19 protein-coding genes and 1 pseudogene are annotated in these 23,151 nt (G+C 58.4%); 14 read left to right on the top strand and 6 right to left on the bottom strand.

What is annotated here, in order from left to right; all coding sequences use genetic code 11:
- Nucleotides 1–52 precede the first annotated feature (52 nt).
- Nucleotides 53–1,396 (top strand): sensor histidine kinase, encoded by a 1,344-nt coding sequence (locus ACETII_RS12735; protein WP_472785724.1) that lies wholly within the window; start codon nt 53–55, stop codon nt 1,394–1,396.
- A gap of 462 nt (nt 1,397–1,858) precedes the next feature.
- On the opposite strand, the gene ACETII_RS12730 is transcribed toward ACETII_RS12735, so the two are convergent.
- Nucleotides 1,859–2,506: a response regulator transcription factor gene (locus tag ACETII_RS12730; protein ID WP_472785723.1), complete on the bottom strand. Its 648-nt coding sequence runs from the start codon at nt 2,504–2,506 to the stop codon at nt 1,859–1,861.
- A 667-nt stretch (nt 2,507–3,173) separates the two neighbouring features.
- Between ACETII_RS12730 and ACETII_RS12725 the strand changes: the two genes are divergently transcribed.
- From ACETII_RS12725 to ACETII_RS12715, 3 genes are all read left to right on the top strand, one after another.
- Nucleotides 3,174–3,473 carry a putative quinol monooxygenase gene (locus ACETII_RS12725; RefSeq protein WP_472788162.1) on the top strand — a complete coding sequence of 100 codons (300 nt, stop codon included), beginning with the start codon at nt 3,174–3,176 and terminating at the stop codon, nt 3,471–3,473.
- Nucleotides 3,474–3,745: 272 nt separating this feature from the next.
- Entirely contained in the window at nt 3,746–4,009 is a 264-nt protein-coding gene (locus ACETII_RS12720) for a hypothetical protein (RefSeq protein WP_472785722.1), read from the top strand.
- Nucleotides 4,010–4,542: 533 nt separating this feature from the next.
- The gene (locus ACETII_RS12715) at nt 4,543–4,845 is read left to right on the top strand and encodes a hypothetical protein (RefSeq protein WP_472785721.1); all 303 of its coding nucleotides are present in this window, start codon (nt 4,543–4,545) and stop codon (nt 4,843–4,845) included.
- Between the two features lie 1,367 nt (nt 4,846–6,212).
- On the opposite strand, the gene ACETII_RS12710 is transcribed toward ACETII_RS12715, so the two are convergent.
- On the bottom strand, nt 6,213–7,493 hold the full coding sequence (locus ACETII_RS12710) for an IS256 family transposase (RefSeq protein ID WP_472785720.1): 1,281 nt from the start codon (nt 7,491–7,493) through the stop codon (nt 6,213–6,215).
- Nucleotides 7,494–8,823: 1,330 nt separating this feature from the next.
- On the opposite strand from ACETII_RS12710, the gene ACETII_RS12705 reads away from it, so the two are divergent.
- From ACETII_RS12705 to ACETII_RS12685, 5 genes are all read left to right on the top strand, one after another.
- Nucleotides 8,824–9,087 carry a hypothetical protein gene (locus ACETII_RS12705; protein WP_472785719.1) on the top strand — a complete coding sequence of 88 codons (264 nt, stop codon included), beginning with the start codon at nt 8,824–8,826 and terminating at the stop codon, nt 9,085–9,087.
- Nucleotides 9,088–9,204: 117 nt separating this feature from the next.
- The gene (locus ACETII_RS12700) at nt 9,205–9,465 is read left to right on the top strand and encodes a hypothetical protein (RefSeq protein ID WP_472785718.1); all 261 of its coding nucleotides are present in this window, start codon (nt 9,205–9,207) and stop codon (nt 9,463–9,465) included.
- A gap of 253 nt (nt 9,466–9,718) precedes the next feature.
- Complete coding sequence (locus ACETII_RS12695; RefSeq protein ID WP_363351874.1) at nt 9,719–10,021, top strand: hypothetical protein; 303 nt, start codon at nt 9,719–9,721, stop codon at nt 10,019–10,021.
- Between the two features lie 112 nt (nt 10,022–10,133).
- The gene (locus tag ACETII_RS12690; RefSeq protein WP_363346365.1) at nt 10,134–10,478 is read left to right on the top strand and encodes a hypothetical protein; all 345 of its coding nucleotides are present in this window, start codon (nt 10,134–10,136) and stop codon (nt 10,476–10,478) included.
- Between the two features lie 64 nt (nt 10,479–10,542).
- On the top strand, nt 10,543–10,932 hold the full coding sequence (locus ACETII_RS12685; RefSeq protein WP_472785717.1) for a hypothetical protein: 390 nt from the start codon (nt 10,543–10,545) through the stop codon (nt 10,930–10,932).
- Between the two features lie 576 nt (nt 10,933–11,508).
- On the opposite strand, the gene ACETII_RS12680 is transcribed toward ACETII_RS12685, so the two are convergent.
- Nucleotides 11,509–11,919, bottom strand: coding sequence for a hypothetical protein (locus tag ACETII_RS12680; RefSeq protein ID WP_472785716.1), 411 nt, complete (start codon nt 11,917–11,919; stop codon nt 11,509–11,511).
- A gap of 505 nt (nt 11,920–12,424) precedes the next feature.
- Between ACETII_RS12680 and ACETII_RS12675 the strand changes: the two genes are divergently transcribed.
- The 4 genes and pseudogenes from ACETII_RS12675 to ACETII_RS12660 all read left to right on the top strand — a co-directional run bounded on the left by ACETII_RS12675 (nt 12,425) and on the right by ACETII_RS12660 (nt 16,538).
- On the top strand, nt 12,425–12,643 hold the full coding sequence (locus tag ACETII_RS12675) for a helix-turn-helix domain-containing protein (RefSeq protein WP_472788161.1): 219 nt from the start codon (nt 12,425–12,427) through the stop codon (nt 12,641–12,643).
- Nucleotides 12,644–12,801: 158 nt separating this feature from the next.
- A complete protein-coding gene (locus tag ACETII_RS12670) occupies nt 12,802–13,749 on the top strand; it encodes a sensor histidine kinase (protein WP_472785715.1) in 948 nt (315 codons plus the stop codon).
- Between the two features lie 157 nt (nt 13,750–13,906).
- A complete protein-coding gene (locus ACETII_RS12665; RefSeq protein WP_472785714.1) occupies nt 13,907–14,917 on the top strand; it encodes a sensor histidine kinase in 1,011 nt (336 codons plus the stop codon).
- A 371-nt stretch (nt 14,918–15,288) separates the two neighbouring features.
- Nucleotides 15,289–16,538, top strand: a pseudogene (locus ACETII_RS12660) (IS3 family transposase).
- 497 nt (nt 16,539–17,035) lie between these two features.
- Here the strand turns inward: ACETII_RS12660 and ACETII_RS12655 are convergent.
- Nucleotides 17,036–18,127, bottom strand: a complete 1,092-nt coding sequence (locus tag ACETII_RS12655) for a class I SAM-dependent methyltransferase (RefSeq protein WP_472785713.1) — start codon at nt 18,125–18,127, stop codon at nt 17,036–17,038.
- Between the two features lie 40 nt (nt 18,128–18,167).
- Entirely contained in the window at nt 18,168–18,491 is a 324-nt protein-coding gene (locus ACETII_RS12650) for a hypothetical protein (protein WP_472785712.1), read from the bottom strand.
- Nucleotides 18,492–18,812: 321 nt separating this feature from the next.
- Here ACETII_RS12650 and ACETII_RS12645 point away from each other — a divergent pair, with 321 nt between their 5' ends.
- A complete protein-coding gene (locus ACETII_RS12645; protein WP_472785711.1) occupies nt 18,813–20,063 on the top strand; it encodes an amidohydrolase family protein in 1,251 nt (416 codons plus the stop codon).
- 26 nt (nt 20,064–20,089) lie between these two features.
- Here the strand turns inward: ACETII_RS12645 and ACETII_RS12640 are convergent, their stop codons facing one another.
- Nucleotides 20,090–22,582, bottom strand: coding sequence for a TonB-dependent receptor family protein (locus ACETII_RS12640; protein WP_472785710.1), 2,493 nt, complete (start codon nt 22,580–22,582; stop codon nt 20,090–20,092).
- Nucleotides 22,583–23,151: the final 569 nt, after the last annotated feature.

The following is a 23,151-nucleotide window of genomic DNA, read 5'->3' as shown; positions in this document are numbered from 1 at the left end:
TTGTGAGTAAGAATATTTTGGCCTATAAATCAGGCCTGTCAGGGACGACGAAATGAAGTCGATTGACGTTAGCTTGATCGAGACCGCTGGGGCGAAGGAAGACGACGTCGCCAGCCAGGCGGGTCCAAGTGAGAACGCCCCTCCCCCTGTTGTGGAACAAAGGCCTGCCACAGACGACGATGCGCTCAGCAAGTCGATGCTGAATGCCGTTCTTGACGCGCTGCCTGTGGGCGTGATCATCGCAGACGCCCACGGAAAGATCATTCGGGACAATGCGGCAAGCCGAAAGCTTTGGGGCACGCCACCAGTAACGACGAATTGGGAGGGATACTCAAATTGGGTCGGCTACTGGCCCGACTCGGGAAAGCGACTAAAGGCCGACGAGTGGGCTATGGCCCGCACTCTGCGCATGGGCGAGGTAGTTCGCAACGAACTCGTTGAGAGCGAGCACTTCCAGACCGGCGAGCGACGTTATTTTTTCGGTAACTCAGCCCCGATTTACGACGAACAGGGCCGGATTGTTGCTGGCGTCGTGGTGGAGGTGGACGTAACCGAACATCGCAAGGTCGAGGATCAACTGCGAGAAAGCCAAGAGCGACTCCGCAAGCTAAATGCTGATTTGACTAATCAGGTCGAGGAGCGAACAGCGCAAGCAAGAGAGGCCATGGCGACACTCTTTGAAGCGCAGAAAATGGAGAGCATCGGACAGTTTACCAGCACCGTCGTTCACGACTTCAATAACATGATCACTGTCATTATGGCGAACCTGCGCGTGCTGCAAAGGCAACTAAGGGGGCAGGCCCACATGCAGGCCATCGATGGCGCCATAGCTACGGCGGAACGGGCCGCGAATCTTGCGGGCCGGCTTCTTCTCTATGCACGCCGCAAGGAAGCCGAACCTGAGCCTGTTTGCCTCCCCAGGTTACTGGATGACATGCGCCAGCTGCTGCAATACTCACTCGGGCCGCACATTATATTCGCCTTAAATGCGCCGATTGCGCTGCCCACCATCATAGCTGAGCCGCACCTGCTCGAGCTGGCGTTAGTGAACCTCGCCACTAATGCGCGGGACGCAATGCCGCGGGGCGGCACTTTTACGATAGACGTCGAGGAAGAACGAGTAGAGGCGCGCCAGGACGCGCCTGCTCTGAGAACTGGCCACTACGTCCGGCTGTCGGCCTCAGATACTGGCTGCGGCATGAACAAAGAAACGCTCGCTCGCGCGGCTGAGCCACTATTCACCACAAAACCGGGCCAGTGCGGCACGGGACTTGGTCTTTCGATGATCCGCGACTTCGTGGTGCAGCTGGGCGGAGCCATGCAGCTAAGGAGCGTTGAAGGAAAAGGCACATCTGTCGATCTTTGGCTGCCAACGGTTGGCTCGACCGGGCTGTAGTGGCATGCGGCTCGTCCGGGCTTAGACGGGCCACCTCTTGGATTTGGCGTATGGCGCCTCCCCTATCCTCCACTCTTATCGCCGCGCGTCTCGGGTCAAGGACAGTTGCCAGATCCCTGGATCCCTTTCCCTTGCGGACCTCAGTAGTAACCGCGGCATTAGTCCATCTGGCCCGACTTCCTCCATCGCGCCTTACTTAGGGCTACTCAATGATCCTGCAGGAGAGTAGCCCTTGCCAGCGCCTGCGGCGCGCACTCGCCCAGCTCGACGGCCTCAGAGCTGATCGCGGGTTGCTACGCTTGTTCGCGGAAACGCAGAGCCTGTTAAACGCTCTGCTGATCTTGTCGCGTTATTATCAGCCTGAACGGCCTGAGTGCCCTGGCCCTCGCTCCGGCCCAATGCTTGTCGAGTTCTACGGGAGCCGTACGACTCATGTCGACCTTACGTCTCGCTGCTTCGTGATTAGCGGCTGCTCTCACCGCTTCTTGACGTCAGAAATTCTTCGAGTTGTCTCGGGTCGGCGGCGACGGCCATTTTGATCAATCCTGTAAGCCCTTTGGCCCCGGTCTTCGCCATGATATTCGCACGATGCACCTCCACGGTCCGTGCGCTAATGCCAAGATGGTGAGCGATCTCTTTGTTGCCCATTCCGGCTAGCAGCTTATGAAGAACGTCTACTTCTCTGTCAGTCAGCGTCGCTAGGCGCTCCCTTACTGTTTGGAGATGATCCTGCTGGCTCTCCTTTTGATTGGAAGCGGCTTCCAGCGCCGCGAGCAGAGCTTTAACGTCGAAGGGTTTCACGAGGAGGTCATTTGCGCCCAGCTTCATGGCTTGAACTGCGAGCGGCACATCTGCATGGGCGGTGACGACAATCACTGGCAGGGGTACGGATTTCTTGCGCATCTCGGCGATCAGCTCGACCCCATCCATCTCCGGCATGCGGATATCAGTGATAACGCAGCCATTATAGGGAACTGACAGGCTTTCCAGAAATGAGCGCGCGGAAGCAAAGGCTTCGACTTCATATCCTTCGAGCTTTAACAACAACGCCGTCGTATCACGGACGTCGTCGTCATCGTCTACGACGTAAACGTGTTTGATTGCTGGCATCACGCCTACCCCGCCGCCCGGTAGCGAGAGCGCCACCACGTGTGCAGATAAGGACCAAGTTCCAGTGACCGCCGGAAGGTTTCGGCCCAACCGTAAGGCAATGATTCAGGCTCGGCTTCTTGAGCTTCTAACTCGGCGGCGTTCTTCAGGACCTCGGCAAAGGCCAACCTCAGAGCCAACAGGCCCATTTCCGCGGGCAATGGCTCAGTTTGCGTCGTTTCCAATGAAAGGCGGAGAGCGGCTCCGAGATGTTGAAGGACTAGCGACGTATCGCGGGAGTCGTCTGTACTAATGCGCTCCATCTGTCCGTCCCTTCCAAAGCTTTACACTCGAACTGCTCAGCGTCTAAGTAGTTCCAACAATTTCTGAATTCCTTGATTACTTAGGCTCTGCGGGATTGCCTGGGAACCGGATACGAAGCCGGTGCATTGTCTTAGCGCCAGCGCGAGAGGCGGATGCAAGGGGGCTCATGGAAAAACAGGAAATGGTGCTGTTCGTGCTTGCGCTGTTGTGCGTCGGCGCGATCTCGACTTTGTTGCCGATCTGAAGAGGCAGGAAGGTGAACGTCCCTCCGTCCATAAGGCGAAGCGGATATTCAGGGCTAAGCGTGCTGGAGAAGCGCTCGTCACTTACCAGATGGGCGTAGTCCTTGGGTGAGGAGGCCGTGATGGTTAAGTTCGGAATTTTGGCGACGCTGGAAGCGAAGGTCGGCAAGGAGCATGAAGTCGCTGCATTTTTGAAATCTGCGCTGCCGCTCGTTGAAGCGGAGCCGGACACGATGGCGTGGTTCGCGATCAGGCTCTCGCCAACCACCTTCGGTATTTTCGACGTCGTTCGCGACGAAGCAGGCAGAGACGCCCATCTTGCCGGCGAAGTGGCGAAGGCTCTTATGGCAAAGGCTCCGGACCTTTTCTCTCTGCCGCCTAAGATCGAGAAGGTTGAGGTGCTGGGGTCAAAGTTCAGCTGACTTACTAAAACAACCGTCTACTCGGGCGTCGGGGCCTTCCGTAATGCAGACTTGCCGGTCCTTGGCGGCGCACTACCTTCGTGCTCGGGTAACCTTTCCCAGGGATCCCCTATTTCGAGCCCGGTAGCCCAACCGGGCTTTTTCTTTACCCTCAGCCTGTTAACGAGCCCAAACGGGATCGAATTGATAAACAGAACAAAAAGCGCGGCTTGGAGTTTTTACTGTTTGGGCGGTCGTCGCGAAGCGGCGCCTCTCCAAGAGCAAAAAAGGCCATGCGCAAGAAAGCGTTAGAGAAGCTTTTCTACGATCTTTTGGACGAAAAGATCGGCAGCGAAGAATTGCTATCTGAGTTGGACGAGTTGATCAAAGGCTGCTCTAACGTCGGCCAGATGCAGAGTCTTTACAGCGCGATCGATTGGGCCAGCATCTATGCCAATCCCCGGCGGTCACATTTGTGGGGAGGTAGGGCTACCGTCAGAGCCTGCTTGCTCAAACAGATAAGCGAGGCGATCCTGGCTCAGCCCGATTGCGACTAAGTAGACGCACGGCGGGTGTAAGCGCGTGAGGAAGCGCATCGCGTCCCGATGGCGGCGCGGATCTACCCCTACCGACGATCCTTAGAGCGCCGCCGTCGAGTTCATTCACGAAAGCGGGGCGCTTGAGGAAACCCAAAGCCTCAGCTAGTAGATTTTGTCAGAGTAAATTAAGTAGTTTCCCCAATGTTGAACTGCCAAGATTTTTTGCAAAAGAAATCAGCGGCATCGAGCGGTCTTGGCAGTTGGATTTCATCGGAATGTATAGCATTAACGGCTTCGCCTCGGCATCGCTTCTAGTTTCCCTAATTAGCGGCTTGGTGTTTACGGCTTAATGAAAGGCGCCGAAGGTAAAAACAGCAATACTCGCCGGTATGACAGAGATGGCGAGGGAGTCGCATCTTGCGCGAGAGACTCCAGTTGCAACCCGACGTGCTCCGGCCGTCGAGTTCCCGTAGCGGTCTCGAGGCGGGCGCAATGAGTTCCGCGAACGAGAAGCGTGGTTTGGGTCCAGGCGGCGACAGGAAAACGACGCAATGAATGAGCCGCTCAGCGCTATAGCAGTCTTTGAACAGCTCCAATTGATGGGGCTTTCGAAACTAGAGATGAGCCGCGATGAAATCTGGCCTGGTTGGCGCATTCGCGCTGATGGCGGCCTCATCATCCACATCCACGAGAAGGGGAAGCTGCTGATTTCGGGCCGGAACGCCCGCACGCTGCGGAAAGCGCTCGGGCTGACGGGTCGACGCGAGGCTCTTTGCTCTAGCCCCGCGGATATCGAGGCGCCCGTCTGCCAAGCACGGGCTGGCAGCGAGGCTGACGGCCATCTCGAAGCTTGAGGGGCTGAAATGGCCGCCAGGCCCGCGCCTGTCGGCAGAGGCGCGCACGAAGAGTCCTGCCCGGCCTCCTTCGCGCCGTCAAAACTTACCTCGCACAGCATCGGCGGATAGCTGTGGAAAATACGGGAGAACGCAGATCAGCGGCGCCGAGACCGACCGTTGCGCCGATGCCCTAGGCGGCGGGCCATGCGAAAAAAGCCCGGCGGTGAGCCGGGCTAAGTAAGGAAAGTTTCAAGACAGTGAATATAACCGCTGGCGGGGACTTTCGTTCCAACGGCCGGGCCGGGGTTGCGCGACTGGACGCAATGCCAGAAGCAGCACGGGGGCTGCTTGGCTTCCACTACAGAGGTTGAGTGTGACTAGTCCAAGGCCGCGCCGTGCTACCGTATGACTAACGCATGGCGGCGTGAGCGCGTTCCAGTAAGCGCAGGAAAGCCAAAGCGGCGAATAGCAAGCCGGCAGCGAGGGTGACGGCCGCCTTGAAGCGCGCATGATCTTGGCCAGTTTCCCTCGCGCGCCGAGGCTTGTCCCAAGCTTTAGAGCGCAGGAACGCATCACAAAGCGGTAGACGCTCGCCCGGCCGACGCCTAGCGCCTTGGCGATCTCCGTCGGCCTTCACGTCGCAACAAACATGGGTGCGGGAGCGACATGGCTTGGCCAGGAAAGGCGGCCACAAGAAAAAGCCCGCCGAGGGCGCCCTCAGGCGGGCCCGACGTTGCGTCGGTCTTCGCATGGCGTTGGGGCTGCGGACAGCCGCTGCGACGCGAGGCGTCTCGCAACGTGCAAGGGTAGGTTAAAACTTTCGCCTTCGCTTCGCAACGGCGAAAAACTTACTCCGGCTAAGAAGCAGGCGGGGCAAGAGAAGGGCGGCCCACTCGCCTGTCAAGGCGATGAGCCGCCTTCTTCGCCAGCATATCGCGTGTCTTCGCGCGTTAATAAGTTGCGACTATCGGCTGTGGCGCGGCGGCGTAGGTGCGGCGGCAGCTAAACATGTTGTCCAAGGTGGCAAATATACCGCCGTCCGCAGGCGTGGCTCCATAATAGGCATACGCTGCAGCTTGGCCATAATAGGCAGGAGCAGGTGCGCCTCGGACTACGCGCATCGGCTGAGCGGCGGCGACGCTTACCGACGCGACGAGTGCTGTGGCGGTCAGGAGAAGAGTAAGTTTCGAGCGCATGGCATTTTCCCTAAGCATCACCCAGCCATCCAAACGACATAGGGCGTAGGCTCGCAAATGCTCGCAGAAATCGCAGGATTGGTTGTAACTCAACCTCCGCGGTTTCAGCAATAGCCGCTGGAGGCCGTGGGGAAGGGGATGTCCCGCTTGCTGTTGAAAAGCGAGCAGCGGGCGTCGCTGGTTGAAAGACTATGCTGCCCTCGCGGCATCAGCAAGAGTTGAGCTGGCTGAAGTGACGTTCAGCTTTCGGGCGGAGAGCGCCGCCCTCAGGATCGGGAGCTGCTTGTGAGCCTTGAGCCGCCGAAAGCCCTTGGCGGCTTCTTGCATGGCTGCGCCCGCCCAACGGAGAGCCATCGACGGGGATCGCCAGTATTTCACGTTCCGGCAGACGCGCCGCAACGTCCCCATCACGTTTTCGATCATGTTCGTGCACGCGAGCGATCGCCGCAGCTCAGGCGGCAGACCCAGCCTCGTGACGGTCAGCATCTCGTCGAGCCCCTCGAGGATCGAGGCGGAAACGCCTTGCCAGTCCTTTTCAAGGCGCCGGGCGAGGTTGCGCAATAGCTTCTCGGCCTTCGAGGCGTCATTCATCTCCCATGCCTGACGCAGCACCCGGCGAACGGACGCATGCATGGATTTCGGCAGCCGGTCCAGGATGTTGCGCGCCTTGTGGATCTGGCAGCGCTGAATGGCCGCCTCGCGCCCGAAGGTCGCCCGGATCGCCTTGGCGAGCGCTTTGGAGCCGTCGATGATGAACAGGCGAGGAACAGCGGGATCGAGCCCGCGCTCGACGAGATTGTCGATCAAGGCCTGCACGGTCGCTGCGTTTTCCGTCGCGCCCTCCACCAGCCCGAGCGGATGTTTGTCGCCGCTTGCGTCAACGCCGAGCGCCGCCACGAGGGTCATGTCCTCGACCATGCGCACGCCGTCGATCTGGATCACCAACAAATCCAGGGCGGAGAGGTCCCGCGCCATCCATTCCCGCAGCCGCGCCGCCGACAGCGCCACGAACCGCCGCGACGCCGCCGATTTCGACAGGCCGGACCCGTTACGCGCCGGAACGTCGCCCTCGGGCAGCCGGACCGAACGCTTGAACCTGCGCGTCGAGACATTGATCAGCATCTGGTTCATCGCCCATTTGCCAAGCCAATCCTCGGCTTGCGCCGCCTCCCAACTGGGTAGCGCCAACTCCTTGCCGTCAAATCCGCGCAGACGCGGACGGTCGATCTCCACCTTGCCGCCATGGAAACCGATCTGGCCCCTCGTCTTACCCCAGCGATACGCCCGTCGCCCTTTGCCGCGCCCATGCCGAGGGCCGCAGGCCGCCGTCGCGTCGCTCTCCATCATCTCGGCCAGCGCCTCCATGCCCGAGACAAGGCAGAAGCTCTCGAAACTCGCCGTCATGTTGGCCAGCGCCTGCGCCTTCCAGGCGCTCGCGGGAATCGCCGTCGATGTGATAGCTTGGTTCATGGCGTTGCTTTCCTTCTGTGGAATCAGCACCCCGAGCCTACAAGCTCAAGGTCAGCAACGCCGCTCCTCCTATTTCAACATCGTTCGGGACATCGCCGTGGGGAAGCAGAGCAACGATTAAGCATTTCATTTTGATGGACATAGCGGCTGCCAAGATGAACGAACCCTAGAAGCTCGTCGGAACAGCTGGACGGAAGCCCCGTTGTGGCGGGCCACCATAAAGAAGCCCAGCGCGGGGCTGGGCTGAGGCGAAGAACGGATAGGAAAGCAACCGCCCGACTGGGGCGGTCGTTCCAAGCCAAGCAGAGCGGCTGAAAAATCGGCTTGAACCGGGACGGTTGCGCGACAGGGGCGCTCACTCCTTGAGTAGTAACTGCCCATCCCCACTTCAATCGCAGACGCGACAAGCGTTCGCTCGCTCGCATATTTGCTTGATAAAATTATGCAAAACTAAGGAACGGCTCGGAGCAGTATCGGTTCATTTCAGAACAAAGACAGAATATCTTGTGGCAAGGAACGTAAGATGCGGCCCGCTGAACAGAATATCTTGCAAGAGACGCGGGATGCGATCCTGGTCATGCATGAACTGGGCAACGCCTTGCGACGGTCGTTGGGGCCGACGGAGAATGAATCCCTGCCGCCAAGCATGGCGTTGCTGCTAATGCAGCTAGCTTTGGCAGAGGTTGTGCGAACAGCCTCTGAAGAGGAATGCGATTCGCATCTTCCTTGAGCACGTCATTGGAACGCAGAGCATCGCTTCGCCCTTGAAATTACGGGGCGGGATCAAGCATCGCTGCTACGGTGGGAAGTTGCGAGCTCTCCGCATTCAAAGCAGCACGGGGGCTGCTTGGCTTCCACTTCAAAGGGTGAGTGTGACTAGTCCAAGGCCGCGCCGTGCTACCGCGTAGATAACCTGAGCACCTTCAGGGCGTTCCAATCCGCCCGATAACGTCGCCAGAGACTGGCGGCCATCGCAAGGTAGGAAGAGCTGAAACGGCCGAAGCCTAGCGCCCGTCGGCATACGCGCCGCGCAAAGGATCTCTCCCAAGTCACTCGGGATAGCTGTGGAAACTACGGCCGATCGTAACTGGCGGTCAGAGCAATGCGGGGTGCCCCGGCCGCCAGCCAAGCAGGCGGCGCGCGGCAAGGACTTCCGCGACCGCCGCGCGTCTAGAACCTATCGCGGGAAATCAAGCTGACAAGCCACGGTTGCTCAAGAGCACGCACGCTCAGCCATCGGCATCACTATAGCACTATCTCCTCAAGCTCATGGGAACTACCTACGCTAATCGCAGTTCGGTAGAGGCATGCGCTTTGAGGGGAGGATTTCATGCAGCCTTCCGTAGACGAGTGCGACACTGATGTAGTCCTTCATGCGCTTGGTTCGTCGATGAAGCGCTCGCTTGAAAATACGATTACTCAACAGCTGCCCGCTGAAATTGGACTGCTTCTTCTGCGCTTAGCTTTGGTCGAAGTACTTAAGAACGCGGCTGAGGAAGAAGCGCGTGAGACGAGCCCAGAATCATTTTCGGAAGAGATGATCAGGGCCTTACAGCAATCGATAGGGTTCGGCTTTGCCTCCATCATAGGGTGATAAACTGCTATGGGCTGCGATGCGGGTGAAAGGGCCGGCCATTCGGCACACATCGCGAGATCTACTGGAGCCGCACAATCGACTACACGTCGCGGTTCGGCCGCGCTACGATCAATCATGAGCACCACGCGCGTCAGGTTGACGGTGGGCATCGAGCGCATGGATTGCGACGGGATCATCGCCCTCGCCCAGGTCGAGATCGACGTTCACGGCATCATCATAGCAATACGCGGGCTCGAAGTGCGCAGAGACCGGTCGGGCAAGGTCCGGATGGACGTTCCCCGCGTCTCGCATGGGGGCGGATCGCGCCCCGTCGTCGACCTTCCGCCAGACCTCAACGCAGCGATCCGGCGCGAGATCACGACCCTGCTGGCATAGGCAGCAACTGATACGGACGGCAGGCCTCTGATACTTAGAGATCAGGGCGTTTCGGGGCCCCGATTGACGAGGGGCGCTGTGCCAACGAATCAAAAAAAGGCGTTTGTGCGAGACGCTAATGAATTTGCGCGGCGAGGTCGCCTCACCCATTTGGACAGTTTTGATGGCCACATTGGTGCCTATTCGTGACTCCTACCCGAAGGTAGACAGGTTTCGAAGCTCAAATCAACGCTTCACCTTCGGAGAGATAGATATGAAGAAGCTGCTTCTCGTTTCGGCCGCGCTGGCCCTTTCCACCACCTACGCTCTGGCTGGCGGCCTCGATATCGCCCAGTCGCTGAAGCTCAACCAGACGATCGGCGACACCTCCAAGGGAGGCTTCGCCCTCAACAAGGCGTTCGTCCTGCAGGCGCAGGTTCCGGTCAACGCCAACGGCGACGTTTCGCAGAAGTTGGAGCTCGGGCAGTCGATCGGCGACACCTCGAAGGGTGGCGCGGCCATCAACAAGGCGACCGTGATCCAGGCTCAGGTTCCGCTGAACTTCGGCGCTCCGTGATCCATGCGCTAAGCCGGGTGGTTTAGACAGATCGCGGCCGTCATCGGCCGCGATCTTATCTCGGGCCATAGCGTCCGTTGTTGACAAAGCCTCTAAAGATCGGAGCCGACAAATGAAATATTGGCTTATCCCAGTTCTGGTCTGCATTGGCGGCGCTCAGGCGCAGGCGCAAGCGCTCGGAGGCTTCATCAGCGTCAGCCCGAGCTTCATCGGCGTCAACATTAATAACCCGCTGCTGAGCGCCGTCGCGGGCGTGCAATTCGGCCAGCACAACGATCTCGACGTCAAGCAGAACAGCCTGACAAATTTTGTCGGCGTGCAGCAGGTCTCGATCGGCAAGGCCGGCAGCTCGCAGTCGAACAACGCCGGCGTCACCCAGGTCGGCAATCAGAGTTATACGGGTCTCGGCCAGCACATCGAATCCTTGCCGCCCATGCCGGGCCTCGGCCAGCCCTGACGGGTTGGACGACGCGGGCGATCGCCACAACCACATAATTGAATGGCGGCGTGCGGGATGAGCCGTGACTAGAATTGATTGGCTTCGAATCGACAGTGAATGGCGCAGCTCCAAACGCGCCATCTTAGCTTATCATGTTGGCGGATGGCGCAGGGGCGAGTCGCCGCTCGACGCCCTTGCGCGCGCTCTTGGCGTCGGAGCGGAAAACACCGTCTTGGAATTGACCGACGGGACCGCCGAGCGTGAAGAGCTCGACCAGCTGTCAGCCTGCCTGGATACAGACTGGATTGATCGGCCCGGGCTCAACATCGAGGAAAGCGTCGCGCTCGCGCTTTCGCTGCTCAGCGAGAAACTCGCGGAAGTTCCCCCAGAAGTTCGCGCCTTTTTCGACGCGCCGCGCAAGCTCGAGATGTTGCAAAGCTGGGCCCCTGCCGAGCCTCGCCGCTTCAATTAGCAAGAACAATCCTATTTGGTCGCGGCTGGCGATCCTCGAACCCGCCGCCTATCTCGGTGGCCAGATACTTGCCCCGCCCAAGACCACGATGATGACGTCGGAGTTGAGCACCGCGACTGCGATGGAGCTTCGGATCATTGACGCCCCCTTGGCCTGCGAGTGGCAGACGAAACCTAGCCAATTTGACGTTTTGACATTCGCCGCTAGTATCGGCCCTAGACTTGTACTCAGCCAGAAGACGTCGTCCGGCCTCTGGCAAGGGGGTTTGGCATGTCCAGTAAGATTGTCTCAACGGCGACTCGCATCTCAGCTTGTTGCGGAGCAGCCCTTTCGATGGGCATGGCCCTCACTGAGGCGCGGGCTGAGACCAGGGTGTTTGGTTGCAATTTTGTGGAAAGCTATAGCTCTTATCAGGTCGCCTCAGCGTTCTCCGAGGCACGATCTGTGCTCGGGTCTGAGGCAGTAGAGCTTTACCGCCAATACCTCAGTTTGAAGAACGAGTGCCGCACCAACCCAGAGGCTAGGCGCGTGGTAAATCTATCGGCCAAAATGGCTGAGTTGGCGAGCAGATATTGATCATCCCAGCGCGCTCCTGCGTTGACGACCGCCGACCGGCCTGATCGATTGCACCAAAGCGAAACGCCTCCCTGCATTCAGTTCAGGTTGGCGACGGTCCAAAGGGGACGGAAGGCTATGCGAGCCCGCTGGCGCACTTTCGAAAAACAGAAAATTTGCAGTGTTCCGAATGGCCTCGGCAGCAACGCGCCCCTGCTCGCAGCGCATCTCCAGAAACGTCGCGCAGAAGCGAAGTTGAGCGAATGCGCCACTCTTGGTTCGCGCTCTCATCGCCAATATCGCATCGGACTTCGCCACTAGAGCGGCATATGCCGTGAGCTCGGCCCCAGTCTCGCAGTTGGATTTCGCGATGTTATACAGCGACTCTAGTCGTGCCCATTCCCGCAAAGCGGAGAAGATATGTTCATCCATTCGAGGCCCCTACCCCGCGTGAAAGGCGCGGTGACCGCTGCTGTGACATAGAACTCTCGTGAGGGTGTCGAAACATCGGCACACACACACGACTTAGCTTAAAGCTGGACTGTGATCGGGCGCATTGTCAAGGTTCAAGGAGTGGAAAGCTTCCAAATCGTAATCAAACCGGAACCGGCGCCAGCCTCCCAGCCTTAGGGCGCGAGCATGGCTGCGATCAGACCCTTGATTGCCGCGGCCGGCGTTGAGCCTTCCCCATGAAATTCGCCGGGGCCTCGCTAAGCTTTGGCGACGCGGGGGAAACCGATGGCTAATGAATTAGTTGGCTGGCCGGAAGATCGGAAGCAACTATTCTTCTGTCAGGTGCCTGGTGGAGGCTTTCCAATCGGCATGGCTCGCGTTAGCCGGAGAAAGCGGCTGCCGGGCATTGCTCAAGGAGCGGGTGGTGACCCTGTCACTTGTAAAGGCAGCCCAGCGACGACTAGTGAAGCCTGCACAAGTAAGGATGGCTCGTGTAGCTCTTAATTGGTCCTCGGCCGATCTCGCGAAAGCGTCCGGCGTTCACCGCAACACCATTTCAAATATTGAAACGGGCAAATGTGCGGGCAACGATGCTTCGCTTGCCTCCATCCGCTCAGCGCTAGAAGCGGCTGGCGTCGAGTTCATTCCAGAGAACGGCGGGGGCGCGGGAGTACGGCTCAGGGAACCCGACAAGGCTGTCTGATCGCCACCAGACCGATAGCTTGGCGCTTCTTCCTTTTCCAGGTCTAGAGCCGATACTGATCTTCCCTTGAAGCCAGACAGCGCCTCCCCGCGGAACACATTGAAACCAGCTTGGTTTGAAGCATAGAGCCATACGTAGCTTAGCCATGGAGTTGGTCCATGCCTTGGGTGCATCAACTCAACAGGTTTTCAATCAAGCGCCAAGGCCTCTTGTCTTGGACGGTTACCCTCGGCCTTTTCACCACAAGCGTCACAGTCCATGCGCTGTTCAACCCGGCTATGGCCGGGATGAAATTCATGACCTTCTGGCCCTCGATAATCATCGCCACCCTGATATGCGGCTGGCGACAGGGAGGGGCTGTCCTAATCCTGTCGGCTCTCACGGCTAAGTATTTTTTCCTAGAGCCCGCGAATAGTGCTTCAATCGCGAGCTTTCTTGTCGTTGGCGGATTCTTGGTCCTTGTGATGGCGGCGTTGAGGGAGACAGTCAGGCGAGTTGAGTTGGCTAAAGCCGTTCAGGAACTCATGTTCGCTGAGCTTCAGCACCGAGTTGCCAACAATCTGCAGCTGGTTGTGGCCTTGCTTCGACACGCTCAGCGCAACCTTCGCAACCCGGTTCTGGCTGCCGAGACCCTCAACGACGCCGAGGAACGCATTTTGGCGATGGCCCAACTGCACCGTCGATTGAATGACGGAACAGCCTTTGAAAAGGGACTTGAGCCGCTTTTACGAGAGATGGTCGCCAATGCCTTTAGGGACTTGCCGGTCAGTGTACGCATCGATGTTAATGCAGCCTCAAACCTGACCATCGACCAGATGACCGCCATGACCCTCTTGGTGAACGAGGCGGCGCTCAATGCGGCCAAACATGTCTTCTCAAGAGGGCTCGGCACACGCTTCGACGTTTGTTTAGCCAAGGATGAGGAAGGACGCCTACACCTCAACGTGAGCGACGACGGGCCCGGCATGGCTGCTCAAGGAGCCGAGGCGGACGCAGACTCGATGGGTATGGGCATCATGGAGGCGTTTGCGACCCAGCTCGGTGGTTCTTTGGAGGTAGGCCGCAGCGGCGGCATGTCACTGACCGTGGATTTCAAGACTCATTGAGCCGCATCCCGGTAGCCCCCTGGAACCTTGCTGATTTAGCACGTTTCAGGCAGGCCAGTTCGTGGATCCGAATCAGAAAAGCTAGTGAGCCTGTCGCTCGCCGATGGTGACGCTTGCTACCCCCCCCCTCTGATTCTTCGTTTGCGGCGGAAGGGTTATGATGAAGGTTTCCAGCAACAAGGGAATGTCTCTGTTGAGATGGTTTCTTATCGTCTTAGTCTTCATCATCGACATGATGACACCCGCAAACGTGATCATCCCATTCTTTTACATATTCGTCTTGCTCCTGTTCCTCGGCCATGATGGGCGGCGGGAGATGTGGCTGATGGCTCTCGCCAGCGTAGCTCTTGCGTTGCTTGCCGCTGCTATTGGCCCTCCGCCGACAACAGTGGGGCTACATTCTGTCATGTGGCTGAACAGGGCCCTCGTATGCATGAGCATATTGGCCGCCACCTTCGTAATTGATAGGCAGCAACGGACCGACCGACAATTGCGGGAAGCGATACGAGCCAGAGAGATATTCCTTATGACGCTTGCTCATGAACTTCGAAACCCGCTTTCGACTCTCCACAATGGCCTCGCCGTCATGCTGAGGACCGGGGTCAATGCACCCGGAAACTTGCTCGAAATCATGAATCGGCAGGCAAGCCATCTCGTGAGATTGGTCGGTGACTTACTCGACGTCTCTCGCATCAGAGGCGGAAAGATACAGTTGCACCCAGAGCAAGTTGACCTGTCGCAGATTATGCGTACTGCCTTGGAAGGAAATAAGCCCTCAATTGAACGGGCGCGTCAAAGCGTTACATTCACCACCCAGCCAGATACGCCCACGATTCAAGCAGACCCAGTTCGTATGGCCCAAGTCTTCGTCAATCTTCTCGACAACGCCTCGAAGTTCACGCCGGCGGGCGGCGCCATCGCAGTTTCTATCAAGCGCCAAGGTGATTGCCTTGTGACTTCGGTGCGAGACAATGGGCGTGGGATTTCTCCAGAGGATTTGCCAACAATCTTCGAGCTATTCAAGCAGGCGGAAGGCGGTCCTACGGGTTTGGGAATCGGTCTGGCCCTTGCGAAGCAGATTGTCGAACTTCACGATGGAACCGTCGAAGCCCGGAGTGACGGCGTCGATAAAGGCAGTGAGTTTATCGTGCGGCTCCCGATTTTGTGACCTTGCGTTCTCGCCTTTAGGGTCAAGCGGATTATGATCAAGTCTGGACACAAGCCTGTCGCGTTAGCGTTGGTGAACCGTTCCAATTTTAGCAATCGAACAAACCTTTGGGAGCGGCGGGTTTGTCCGTTGCGTCGGCATCGGGGCGGGCTCGGGGATCCGAGCCGTACTCGAAGGCTGCTCTCGCGGCCGCGGCGTTGTCGTCGACGCCACCCTCCCCGGTAGAGCGTGCCACCCGCCTCCGTCTCAATTTGGACCGTTGTTTGGGACCAGATGTTTGTTAGTGGATGTAGATATTGCCGGCTAGTGCTGGGGTGCGGCACGGTTAGGTGAGACAGCCGGCTGCGGTAATTTGAACCGCAACCGGAGATTTGAAAGTGACCAAGGAAGAGAAGGTTAGCGCCAGGGGCCGGCGTTTTTCCGTTCAGCGCAAGATGGCGGTCGTGGCCCGCCTCCTACGCGGAGAGCCGTTGGAACTGGTGGCTCGCGAGACCAATGTCACCATCCAGAAGCTGACCGAATGGCGGGATCGGGCTCTGGCGGGGGCCGCCTCGGCTCTGAAAGAGCGCGAGCGGGATGACCGCGACGATGAGATCGCCCGGCTGAAGGCCAAGGTGGGCGAGATCACCATGGATAACGAGCTTCTCTACGCCAAGATTGACGTCCTGGAAAACAAACGCCCTTTGGCCCGCCGGAGGCCGAGGAAATGAGCCGGGCTCGTTCTCTGTCTTTCGGTCGCATCTATGGATTGTCGCGCGTGACGCGGGTGTGGGGCCTGTCGCGGGCAACCGTGTATCGATCTCGCGTGGAGACGCCTGAAGACACTCCCCGACGTCGACCCGGCCCCATTGGGGCATGTTCGGATGCCGAACTGGCGGATCACATCCGTCGCGAAATCGAGGCCTCTGAATTCCATGGCGAAGGCTACCGGAAGATATGGGCGCGGCTACGAGTCTCCAGCGTGCGCGCCAGTCCCCGACGGGTGCGGCGCGTGATGCGCGAACATGGATTGCTTGCGCCGCATCGAGTGGTGTCGGCGTCGGCCAAGACGCATGACGGCACGATCGTCACCGATCGTGTCAACGAAATGTGGGGAACCGACATGACACAAACGGTTACGACCGATGAAGGCAAGGCTTATGTGTTCGTCGCCGTCGAACACGCCAACTCGGAGGTCGTCGGCGTTCACGCCGCAAAATCAGCCAATCGGTTCGAGGCGCTGGAGCCTGTTCGACAGGGCGTGAAACGCTGCTTCGGCGCGATCGCTCCAGAAATCGCCTGCGGATTGAGACTGCGTCACGATCACGGGTCCAATTACATGTCGGAAGATTTTCAGTCCGAGGTCAAATGCCTGGGAATTGAAGCCTCGCCCTCTTTCGTGCGAGAGCCCGAGGGCAATGGCGTCGCCGAGCGCTTCATCCGGACGCTGAAGGAGAACCTGTTGTGGGTCAGGGCCTTCCGCACGATCGAGGACCTCAGGGTGGCGCTCATCGAATTCGCCGCGCGTTACAACAAAACTTGGCTCGTCGCCAGGCACGGCTACAAAACGCCCGATCAGGTGAGAGCCGAACAGCTTTCGGTTGCCAAGGCAAACATCGCAGAGCTACCCTTGGCCGCCTGAATAAGCGCAGTCGGTTGTCTCAAAACCGGGCCGCAGTACAATTGCCGGCTAGTGCGAGGGCGGCCAGTGCAAAAGCGATTTTCCAAATCGTTGCGGAGCGCTAAGACAAGGCGGTGCCGCAATTTTGCCGGCGTCCGCATTGGGAGAGCTAGCGGTCCGACTTCCGGAAAGAAGTCCGAATGAATTCAAAGGCAGCGTTGAGGGCGGTTCGACTTGCAGGGCATTGATTTCACATGGCCTTCCCCGGCCTGTCACGCCGGAGGTCGCGGGTTCGAGCCCCGTCTCTCTCGCCATAGAAATCAAGCGCGTCCCGTCTGATAATGTCCCAGAGCCGGAGCGGCCCGGCTGAACGTCGGAATTTGTTGCGCACTCGGGCGCCCATTTCCCGCTCTTCGGGGATCCTCTCGCGCTCTGACGGCTCGGCCCCGGCGTGTTTCCATCCGACCCGACATCCAAGCCAAACCTTTTATGCGTTCGGCTGATTCACTCGTTCGCGTTCACGAAACAGGTTTCTCCAAAACCATTCTATGCAGCTTGGCTTCTTCCAGCTGAAAAAACAGCCATGAAACCGGGAAAAAGATCATATAGCGGTTATACGTTCGCAGATCGACCAACTTCAGCGCTTCTTCTTGTTTTCCAGTAAGCCGTTCGTACCACGCTCTCAGGGTGGGTCTATAATCATGAATTGAGTCGCGCCTCACCGTGAAACCGGCCTTCTCTGCGGCTTTGACATGGACGTCGTGCATAACAAGGAGAGATCCTGGAAAAAATAGCTGTGACGCCACCATTGCACTGGGGTATGGCTCGAGCTCCAGCGAGAAGAATTGATGCACCGAGAGACCTCCTGGCCTAAGAGCGTCATAAATCTTCTGATACAAGCCCTCCAGCTCGTCAGGCTTTACATGTTCAATAGCGCCGATCGAGTAGATTCGGTCGTAAGGCGCACCTTCAAATGGATCTGTAACAAAATCCGACAAAGACGCATCAAGGCCGAGCGTGTCTTTGACGTAACTCAGCTGTTCCTTGGATAGTGTGACGCCCTTCAAGTGGCCTCGATGCCCACGGTCGCGCAAGAATTTGAGCATCGAGCCCCAACCACACCCCAGCTCCAGAATTTTTTCGTCTCCTTCCAGATCGAGAAGTGAGCGAATATGTTCAGCTTTTCTCTCTTGCGCCTTCTCTAGCGTGTCTTCACCGTTTTGAAACTCGGCGCAGGTGTAGAACCTGTATTTCTTATCGAGGAATAAAGCGTAAAAATCATTCGAAACATCGTAATGCGCTTCGATTCCCGATGCACGGTCCGCCTTAAGCATCGACGTTAGATATTTCTCTCGTGTGGATTTCAGTGGATAGGAACGAGCGAACCGAAGCCCGACCGGCGACTGTTTCGTCCAAAAATTCCAGTTGGCTTCTCCTCCCAATGGAGCGGCAGAGTCGATCGAATAGGCAATTTGCGCGTAAATCGGTCCGCGAGCTGCGAGATTCGCTGCGAACCGGGACAATCGTTGCAGATTGATCATTGATTTTCCTCTTCTCTTCAAACGATCTTTGTTTCCTGCCACGATATTCATCAAAAATAGTTTTTGCATGACGTTCGATGAGCCGACGCTGGCGTTGCAATATTTTCAATCACGGTGCAATCCCCAGCAAAGGAAGACTCAGCTGCACCAGCCGCAACCACATTCGCAATATGGATACAACGATTGCATCAAAAGACCATTTTGCAAATACCCTGAGAAGACAATATTTCGCTGTTCTCTTGACCGTCAGTATATTGCAATCGTTCAACAGCGACGATCTCTGTATCAAATCGAGCAGAAGCAAACGGCCGATGAGCCACGTCGTCTCGATATTGCGAGCGCCCTCGCGCAGGAGCCGCCGGCTGGACTGCACACCGTTCAGGCAGTCGTAGATGCCGAATGGCAGCTCGGGAGGGAGGGGTCTGATCGGCATCAGTAGCCCAGTCGTCCGGATGGTCGAGGCGGCGGCGAACAAGACGCTGCGGCGTGTTGCTTCGCTCTTCGTTCGCTTCTATTCCTCGAGGTCGAGATGGTCCCCGAACGGGGCAAGCGGCGGTTTGAATCTTGAAAAGAAGCCCGAATGCACTCAAGGCGGAGTTAGAGCGGCTCGCCTTGCTAAAACAGTGGTGGCGCATGGCCGTCTCCGGCCTGTCGCGCCGGTCGCCGCTTCTAGCTCATCTCTCTCGCCATCAGCGAGCCCCGACACGCCGACGTCATTGCACCGCCGGTTTCAAACCCTGAAAGTAAGCGAAGGATGTTCACTTCCAAGAAGCATCAGCATGGCCGCTCGAGCATCAAAGCTCGCCTCTGCTCCCTACTCGCCTTTGCTGCTTTGATCGGCGCCTCCATTCCGGCTCGCGCGGAAGATCAAACGCAGGTCGGCGAACGAATTTTGGTTGTGGGGCGTAGATTGTTCGACGGAGTCGACTTTCAGTCCGAAAAAGCTATTTTGATCGAGGGTCCCGTCATTGTCGATGTCGGCCCCCGCGAAGTTCTCAAAGAGCGCGCGAGCAGGATTATCGATCTCGGCGATGCGACAATCCTGCCGGGGTTCATCGAGCTCCACGCCCATTCCCTCGTCCGAAACCTGCCGCAGGAGGTCATACTCCGGCATGGGATCACAACCTTGCGGGACGTTGGCGGACCGCTCTCGCCGCCTACGGGCGGAACAGGCAGACTTCGAGTCCTGACAGCCGGCCCGATCATCACGGTTCAACAGGGCTATCCTCTCTCCGTGTTCGGGAAGGGCTATCTTGCCGAGACCGTTCAAACGGCTGAGGACGCGAAAGCGCTCGTTCGAAAGCTCGTCCAAGGAGGCGCCGCGGTCATTAAAGTCGCGCTGGAGCCAGGAGGCGAGCCTGGCGCGCCTTGGAGTCACGAACATGATGGAGCCGTCCCGCCTCCCTGGCCCATCGCGTCCGTCGACATCATTGCCGCTGTCGTCGAGGAGGCGCACCGACTCCACAGGATCGTCACGGCTCATGTCAGCGAAAATAAAGGCGCGTCGATTGCACTCGCGGCAGGCGTGGACGAATGGGCGCATGTGCCCTGCTCAGAGCTCGATGAGGCGCTTGTTCGGCAGGCGGTAAAGCAGAAAGTGAAGATCGTCACGACTCTCGACACGCTGTCCTCGTGCCAGGGCGCGTTCGCCAACGCCCGCAAGCTCGCAAAAGCCGGCGCGTCTTTCCTTTACGGCGCCGAAATCGCGCATCTGGAAATTCCCTGGGGCATCGACGCCCGGGAATTGCAGCTCATGCGACATATGGCCGAAATGTCCGATGTGGACATATTGAGGTCCGCCACCTCGGAAGCCGGGAAGGAACTGGGCCTGGCGCCGCTTGGCGCCTTGCGCGCGGGGGCGCCAGCCGATCTCATTGCAGTCAAGGGCGATCCCCGGACGAATTTCAAAGTCCTGGAATATCCCGATCTCGTCATTTCCGGCGGAAGGACAGTCGTCGACAATTTTGCCAGCCCTCGGTCGCCTGCGGATTTGCCGCCGCCTTGAGCGGCGGCGGCTTTGTCTCTCATGGGCTAAAAGCGGTATTTCAGGCCTGAATAGATCGACGCGCCATTCCCCGGATAAAAGGCCTGCGGATTTCCCGCGGGAAAAGCGTTGTCGACCGGCCTCTGGGCGTTCGCCACGCTGATGACGTCGCTGACGTAGTGAACATTGCCGAGATTTCGCGCATCGACATAGACCTCCAGACCGTTGGGGGTCTTTATGCCCGCCTGGAGGCCAATCAACGCATAGCCTGGCGCCCGCAGCGTATTGGCGTAATCCACATATGCCCCCGTGGGAACCCAGTCCACCTGCGGCCCGATATAGAATCCATCGTTGGAGTTATAGCTCACGATGGTGCGCAAGACGTTGCGCGGAATCGCCGGGAGCCAGTTGCCGCCATAGACCCTGTCTCCAAGGAAGGAGAAGAGATTGAGATCCCAGATCTGGGAGATCTTGACATAGTCCCCGGCGTCCGGTCCTCGCAGATTGCGGAGGACCTCGACGCCGCCGCCCAGCTCGACGCCCTGATGAACGGTGTTGGGCGCGTTGAAGGTGGTCGAGAAAACGCCGGACGCAGGATCGACGTTGAACTTCAACAGTTCGTCCCAAATACGGGAATAGTAGTAAGTGATATCCCAGGTGAAGCGGTCCCATGTCCCGCGCGAGCCCACTTCCCAGGTCCATGCCTTTTGCGCCTTGAGCGGGTTCATCTGGTAGCCGAACGTCCCGTTCGGATTTGCGATCCACGGCGGCCGGGGCGGGAAGATCGTTTGAGTGAGGTCGATCAGGTCAGGCACGTCCCTGGCGAAGGTCAGATCGGTAAAGGCCTGGATATCGGGTGCGGCCTCGAGCATCAGGCCGACCTTCGGCATCACGCCATGATACGTGCGCGACGCGTTGCCCGGTATCGGCTCGAACGGGATCCCGCCCAGCGCCGCCGAACTTCTGCGGTCGCTCATATATTTGAGCCCGACCATGCCGACGAGGTTCGGCAGGATATGAAAGCGATCTTCAAAATAAGCCTCGGCGTTGAACGCCCCGAAGACGTTGTTACGCAGCTGCGGATTTTGGCCGACGTTTACAAATCCCGGACAGACCTGATTTCCCGACGGGAACTGGAATGCGCCGGGAATACACGTGTTCAAGACGCCAAGTTGCGACAGGGCGTTCCAGGAAAAAGGCGGAAAACCCAATTGAAAGGGGGTGAAGCCCGGCGGGCCGAAGAGATTGGCGACGCCGCTTGGGCCAAGCGGATTCGCCATAACGCCGTTGATATTCGTCCACCATTTGTCCGTGCCGCTCTCGCCCCAGAATCGGGCGCCGGCGATCAGTTCATTCTTGTGGCCCAGAATGTCGTGCGTCGAGGTGAATCTCGGCGTCACGCCCCAGTTGTCGGTATTTTGCTGAAGCACCACGAAAATGGGGTGATAGAGATACTGTCCGACGTACCAGCTGTTGACGTCGAGTCGGCCGAAGTCGAAATCGAAAGTGGTCTTGTTGGCGATTCGATAGTTTTGCTGATAGCGGCCTTGATTACCGGAAAAGCCGCCTTGCCATGGGCTGGCGATGAAGGGCGGCAGGCTCGTCCAGGGCGCTGTGAGAGTCTGGTTGAGATCGAGCGTTCCCGGGATCTGCTGGCTCGTGTCATACACACCGAAATAAAAGCGCGTTTCGATCCTGTTTCCGAACCGGTAGCCGACATTGCCGTTTACATGAAGGTAATTCGAGCTCGAGTGACCTCGAAATCCAGTCGAATGGGCGTAAGACCCGTTCAAAAGAACGTCGAAGTCGCCAAAAATGCGCGACGCCTGAGCTTGTCCGCGTATCGTATCGAAACTGCCGCCCTCGACATTCAGATAATTGGGCGAAATCGCCGTGTAGGCGGTCGGCGATATGAAATTGATGGCGCCGCCCAAGGTCGAAGATCCATAGGCGAGGCCGTTGCCGCCCTTGTAGATTTCGATTGCGCGATAATAGTGGGGGTCGATGGAATAAGTATCGCCGCCGCCGTCGGCGAAAGTCATCGGAATGCCGTCCTGCAGAAGCTCCAGCCCGCGCATATGGTAGTCGCGCGTGAGATTCGAGCCGCGGATCGACAGACGAAGCTCTTGCCCATAGCGCGACTCAGCGAAAACGCCGGGAGCGTCCTTCAGAGCGTCGCGCAGATCGGAGATGTAGCGCGTCTGCTGTTCCGGGGTATTTGCGTCGATAAAGCCGATCGAGCCGACGTTGCGTCGCAGCTCTGCACGCACTTTCGGGATTGAAGGCGCGACAAGGGAGCCGCCGCCTCTCGTGAAAAGCGGCGCGCCTTCCAGATTGGAGCCCTGCAGTCCGGAGCCCGGTTCCGCCGTGACGCTGGGCGTGGAGGCGGGCGCGTCTCCGGGGCGAGCCGATCGACCGGCCCTCTGTTTCTGTTTTCCAATCTCGATCGTCGGAAGGGTCTCTTGGGCGTCGGCGTGAGACGCTTGGGCAAGGACAAGGGCGATGACGGAGGCGCCGAGCGCCAGGCGATTACGGGGCATCTCATGTTCCAGTGCGAAAAGAATGGACGCGCGCCAAGGCTCGTTCGAGCTACCGGGCCGAATTCGAGCGGACTCGCAAGAGTCCTGCTGCACAATCAGCGCTCGACCGATGCATCGGCTATTGCGGCGATAATCGAGAAAAGCGTCTCAGATCTTTGAGCGCGGCGGCGATGTCGCCGACCAATTTGCGATTAATCCCGGGGCCGGGGCTCTGGCCGTCGCGTCGACGGACCACGCTGGCAGGCTAATGTGCGTTTCTGGAAAGAGATCGAGAATGCGGGCGGCGATGACGACATCGAGAAGCACAGCGTCTCGCGCCCAGGCGCATGAGACGCAGCATGTCGAATGATCTCGCCGCGCCGGGTCCGTCTTTTTGTCGTCGCTGTGACACTTCTCGCCGGCGGTCATTGCGAGAAACGATGCTTTCGCGGATCCGGCTGGACCGGCGGCCAGAGACGCGACCATTTCAATGAAGCCGACGCCCCGCAAAACGAACAGGCACAGCGCGACAACTGCAATGCTCTTGACGAGCAGCGAGCGTCTATGAGCCTTAACGTTGAGCATCGCAC

It is taken from the genome of Methylocystis sp. NC52PC, assembly GCF_055698645.1.
The sequence above is the reverse complement of the archived record's forward strand: the minus strand, read 5'-3'. Positions and strand labels throughout refer to the sequence as shown.

Bases quoted from the DNA above. Each gene is read 5' to 3' on its own strand.
- ACETII_RS12735 (WP_472785724.1), top strand. From the start codon at position 53: ATGAAGTCGATTGACGTTAGCTTGATCGAGACCGCTGGGGCGAAGGAA.
- ACETII_RS12730 (WP_472785723.1), bottom strand. From the start codon at position 2,506: ATGCCAGCAATCAAACACGTTTACGTCGTAGACGATGACGACGACGTC.
- ACETII_RS12725 (WP_472788162.1), top strand. From the start codon at position 3,174: ATGGTTAAGTTCGGAATTTTGGCGACGCTGGAAGCGAAGGTCGGCAAG.
- ACETII_RS12720 (WP_472785722.1), top strand. From the start codon at position 3,746: ATGCGCAAGAAAGCGTTAGAGAAGCTTTTCTACGATCTTTTGGACGAA.
- ACETII_RS12715 (WP_472785721.1), top strand. From the start codon at position 4,543: ATGAATGAGCCGCTCAGCGCTATAGCAGTCTTTGAACAGCTCCAATTG.
- ACETII_RS12710 (WP_472785720.1), bottom strand. From the start codon at position 7,493: ATGAACCAAGCTATCACATCGACGGCGATTCCCGCGAGCGCCTGGAAG.
- ACETII_RS12705 (WP_472785719.1), top strand. From the start codon at position 8,824: ATGCAGCCTTCCGTAGACGAGTGCGACACTGATGTAGTCCTTCATGCG.
- ACETII_RS12700 (WP_472785718.1), top strand. From the start codon at position 9,205: ATGAGCACCACGCGCGTCAGGTTGACGGTGGGCATCGAGCGCATGGAT.
- ACETII_RS12695 (WP_363351874.1), top strand. From the start codon at position 9,719: ATGAAGAAGCTGCTTCTCGTTTCGGCCGCGCTGGCCCTTTCCACCACC.
- ACETII_RS12690 (WP_363346365.1), top strand. From the start codon at position 10,134: ATGAAATATTGGCTTATCCCAGTTCTGGTCTGCATTGGCGGCGCTCAG.
- ACETII_RS12680 (WP_472785716.1), bottom strand. From the start codon at position 11,919: ATGGATGAACATATCTTCTCCGCTTTGCGGGAATGGGCACGACTAGAG.
- ACETII_RS12675 (WP_472788161.1), top strand. From the start codon at position 12,425: ATGGCTCGTGTAGCTCTTAATTGGTCCTCGGCCGATCTCGCGAAAGCG.
- ACETII_RS12670 (WP_472785715.1), top strand. From the start codon at position 12,802: ATGCCTTGGGTGCATCAACTCAACAGGTTTTCAATCAAGCGCCAAGGC.
- ACETII_RS12665 (WP_472785714.1), top strand. From the start codon at position 13,907: ATGATGAAGGTTTCCAGCAACAAGGGAATGTCTCTGTTGAGATGGTTT.
- ACETII_RS12655 (WP_472785713.1), bottom strand. From the start codon at position 18,127: ATGCAAAAACTATTTTTGATGAATATCGTGGCAGGAAACAAAGATCGT.
- ACETII_RS12650 (WP_472785712.1), bottom strand. From the start codon at position 18,491: ATGCCGATCAGACCCCTCCCTCCCGAGCTGCCATTCGGCATCTACGAC.
- ACETII_RS12645 (WP_472785711.1), top strand. From the start codon at position 18,813: ATGTTCACTTCCAAGAAGCATCAGCATGGCCGCTCGAGCATCAAAGCT.
- ACETII_RS12640 (WP_472785710.1), bottom strand. From the start codon at position 22,582: ATGCCCCGTAATCGCCTGGCGCTCGGCGCCTCCGTCATCGCCCTTGTC.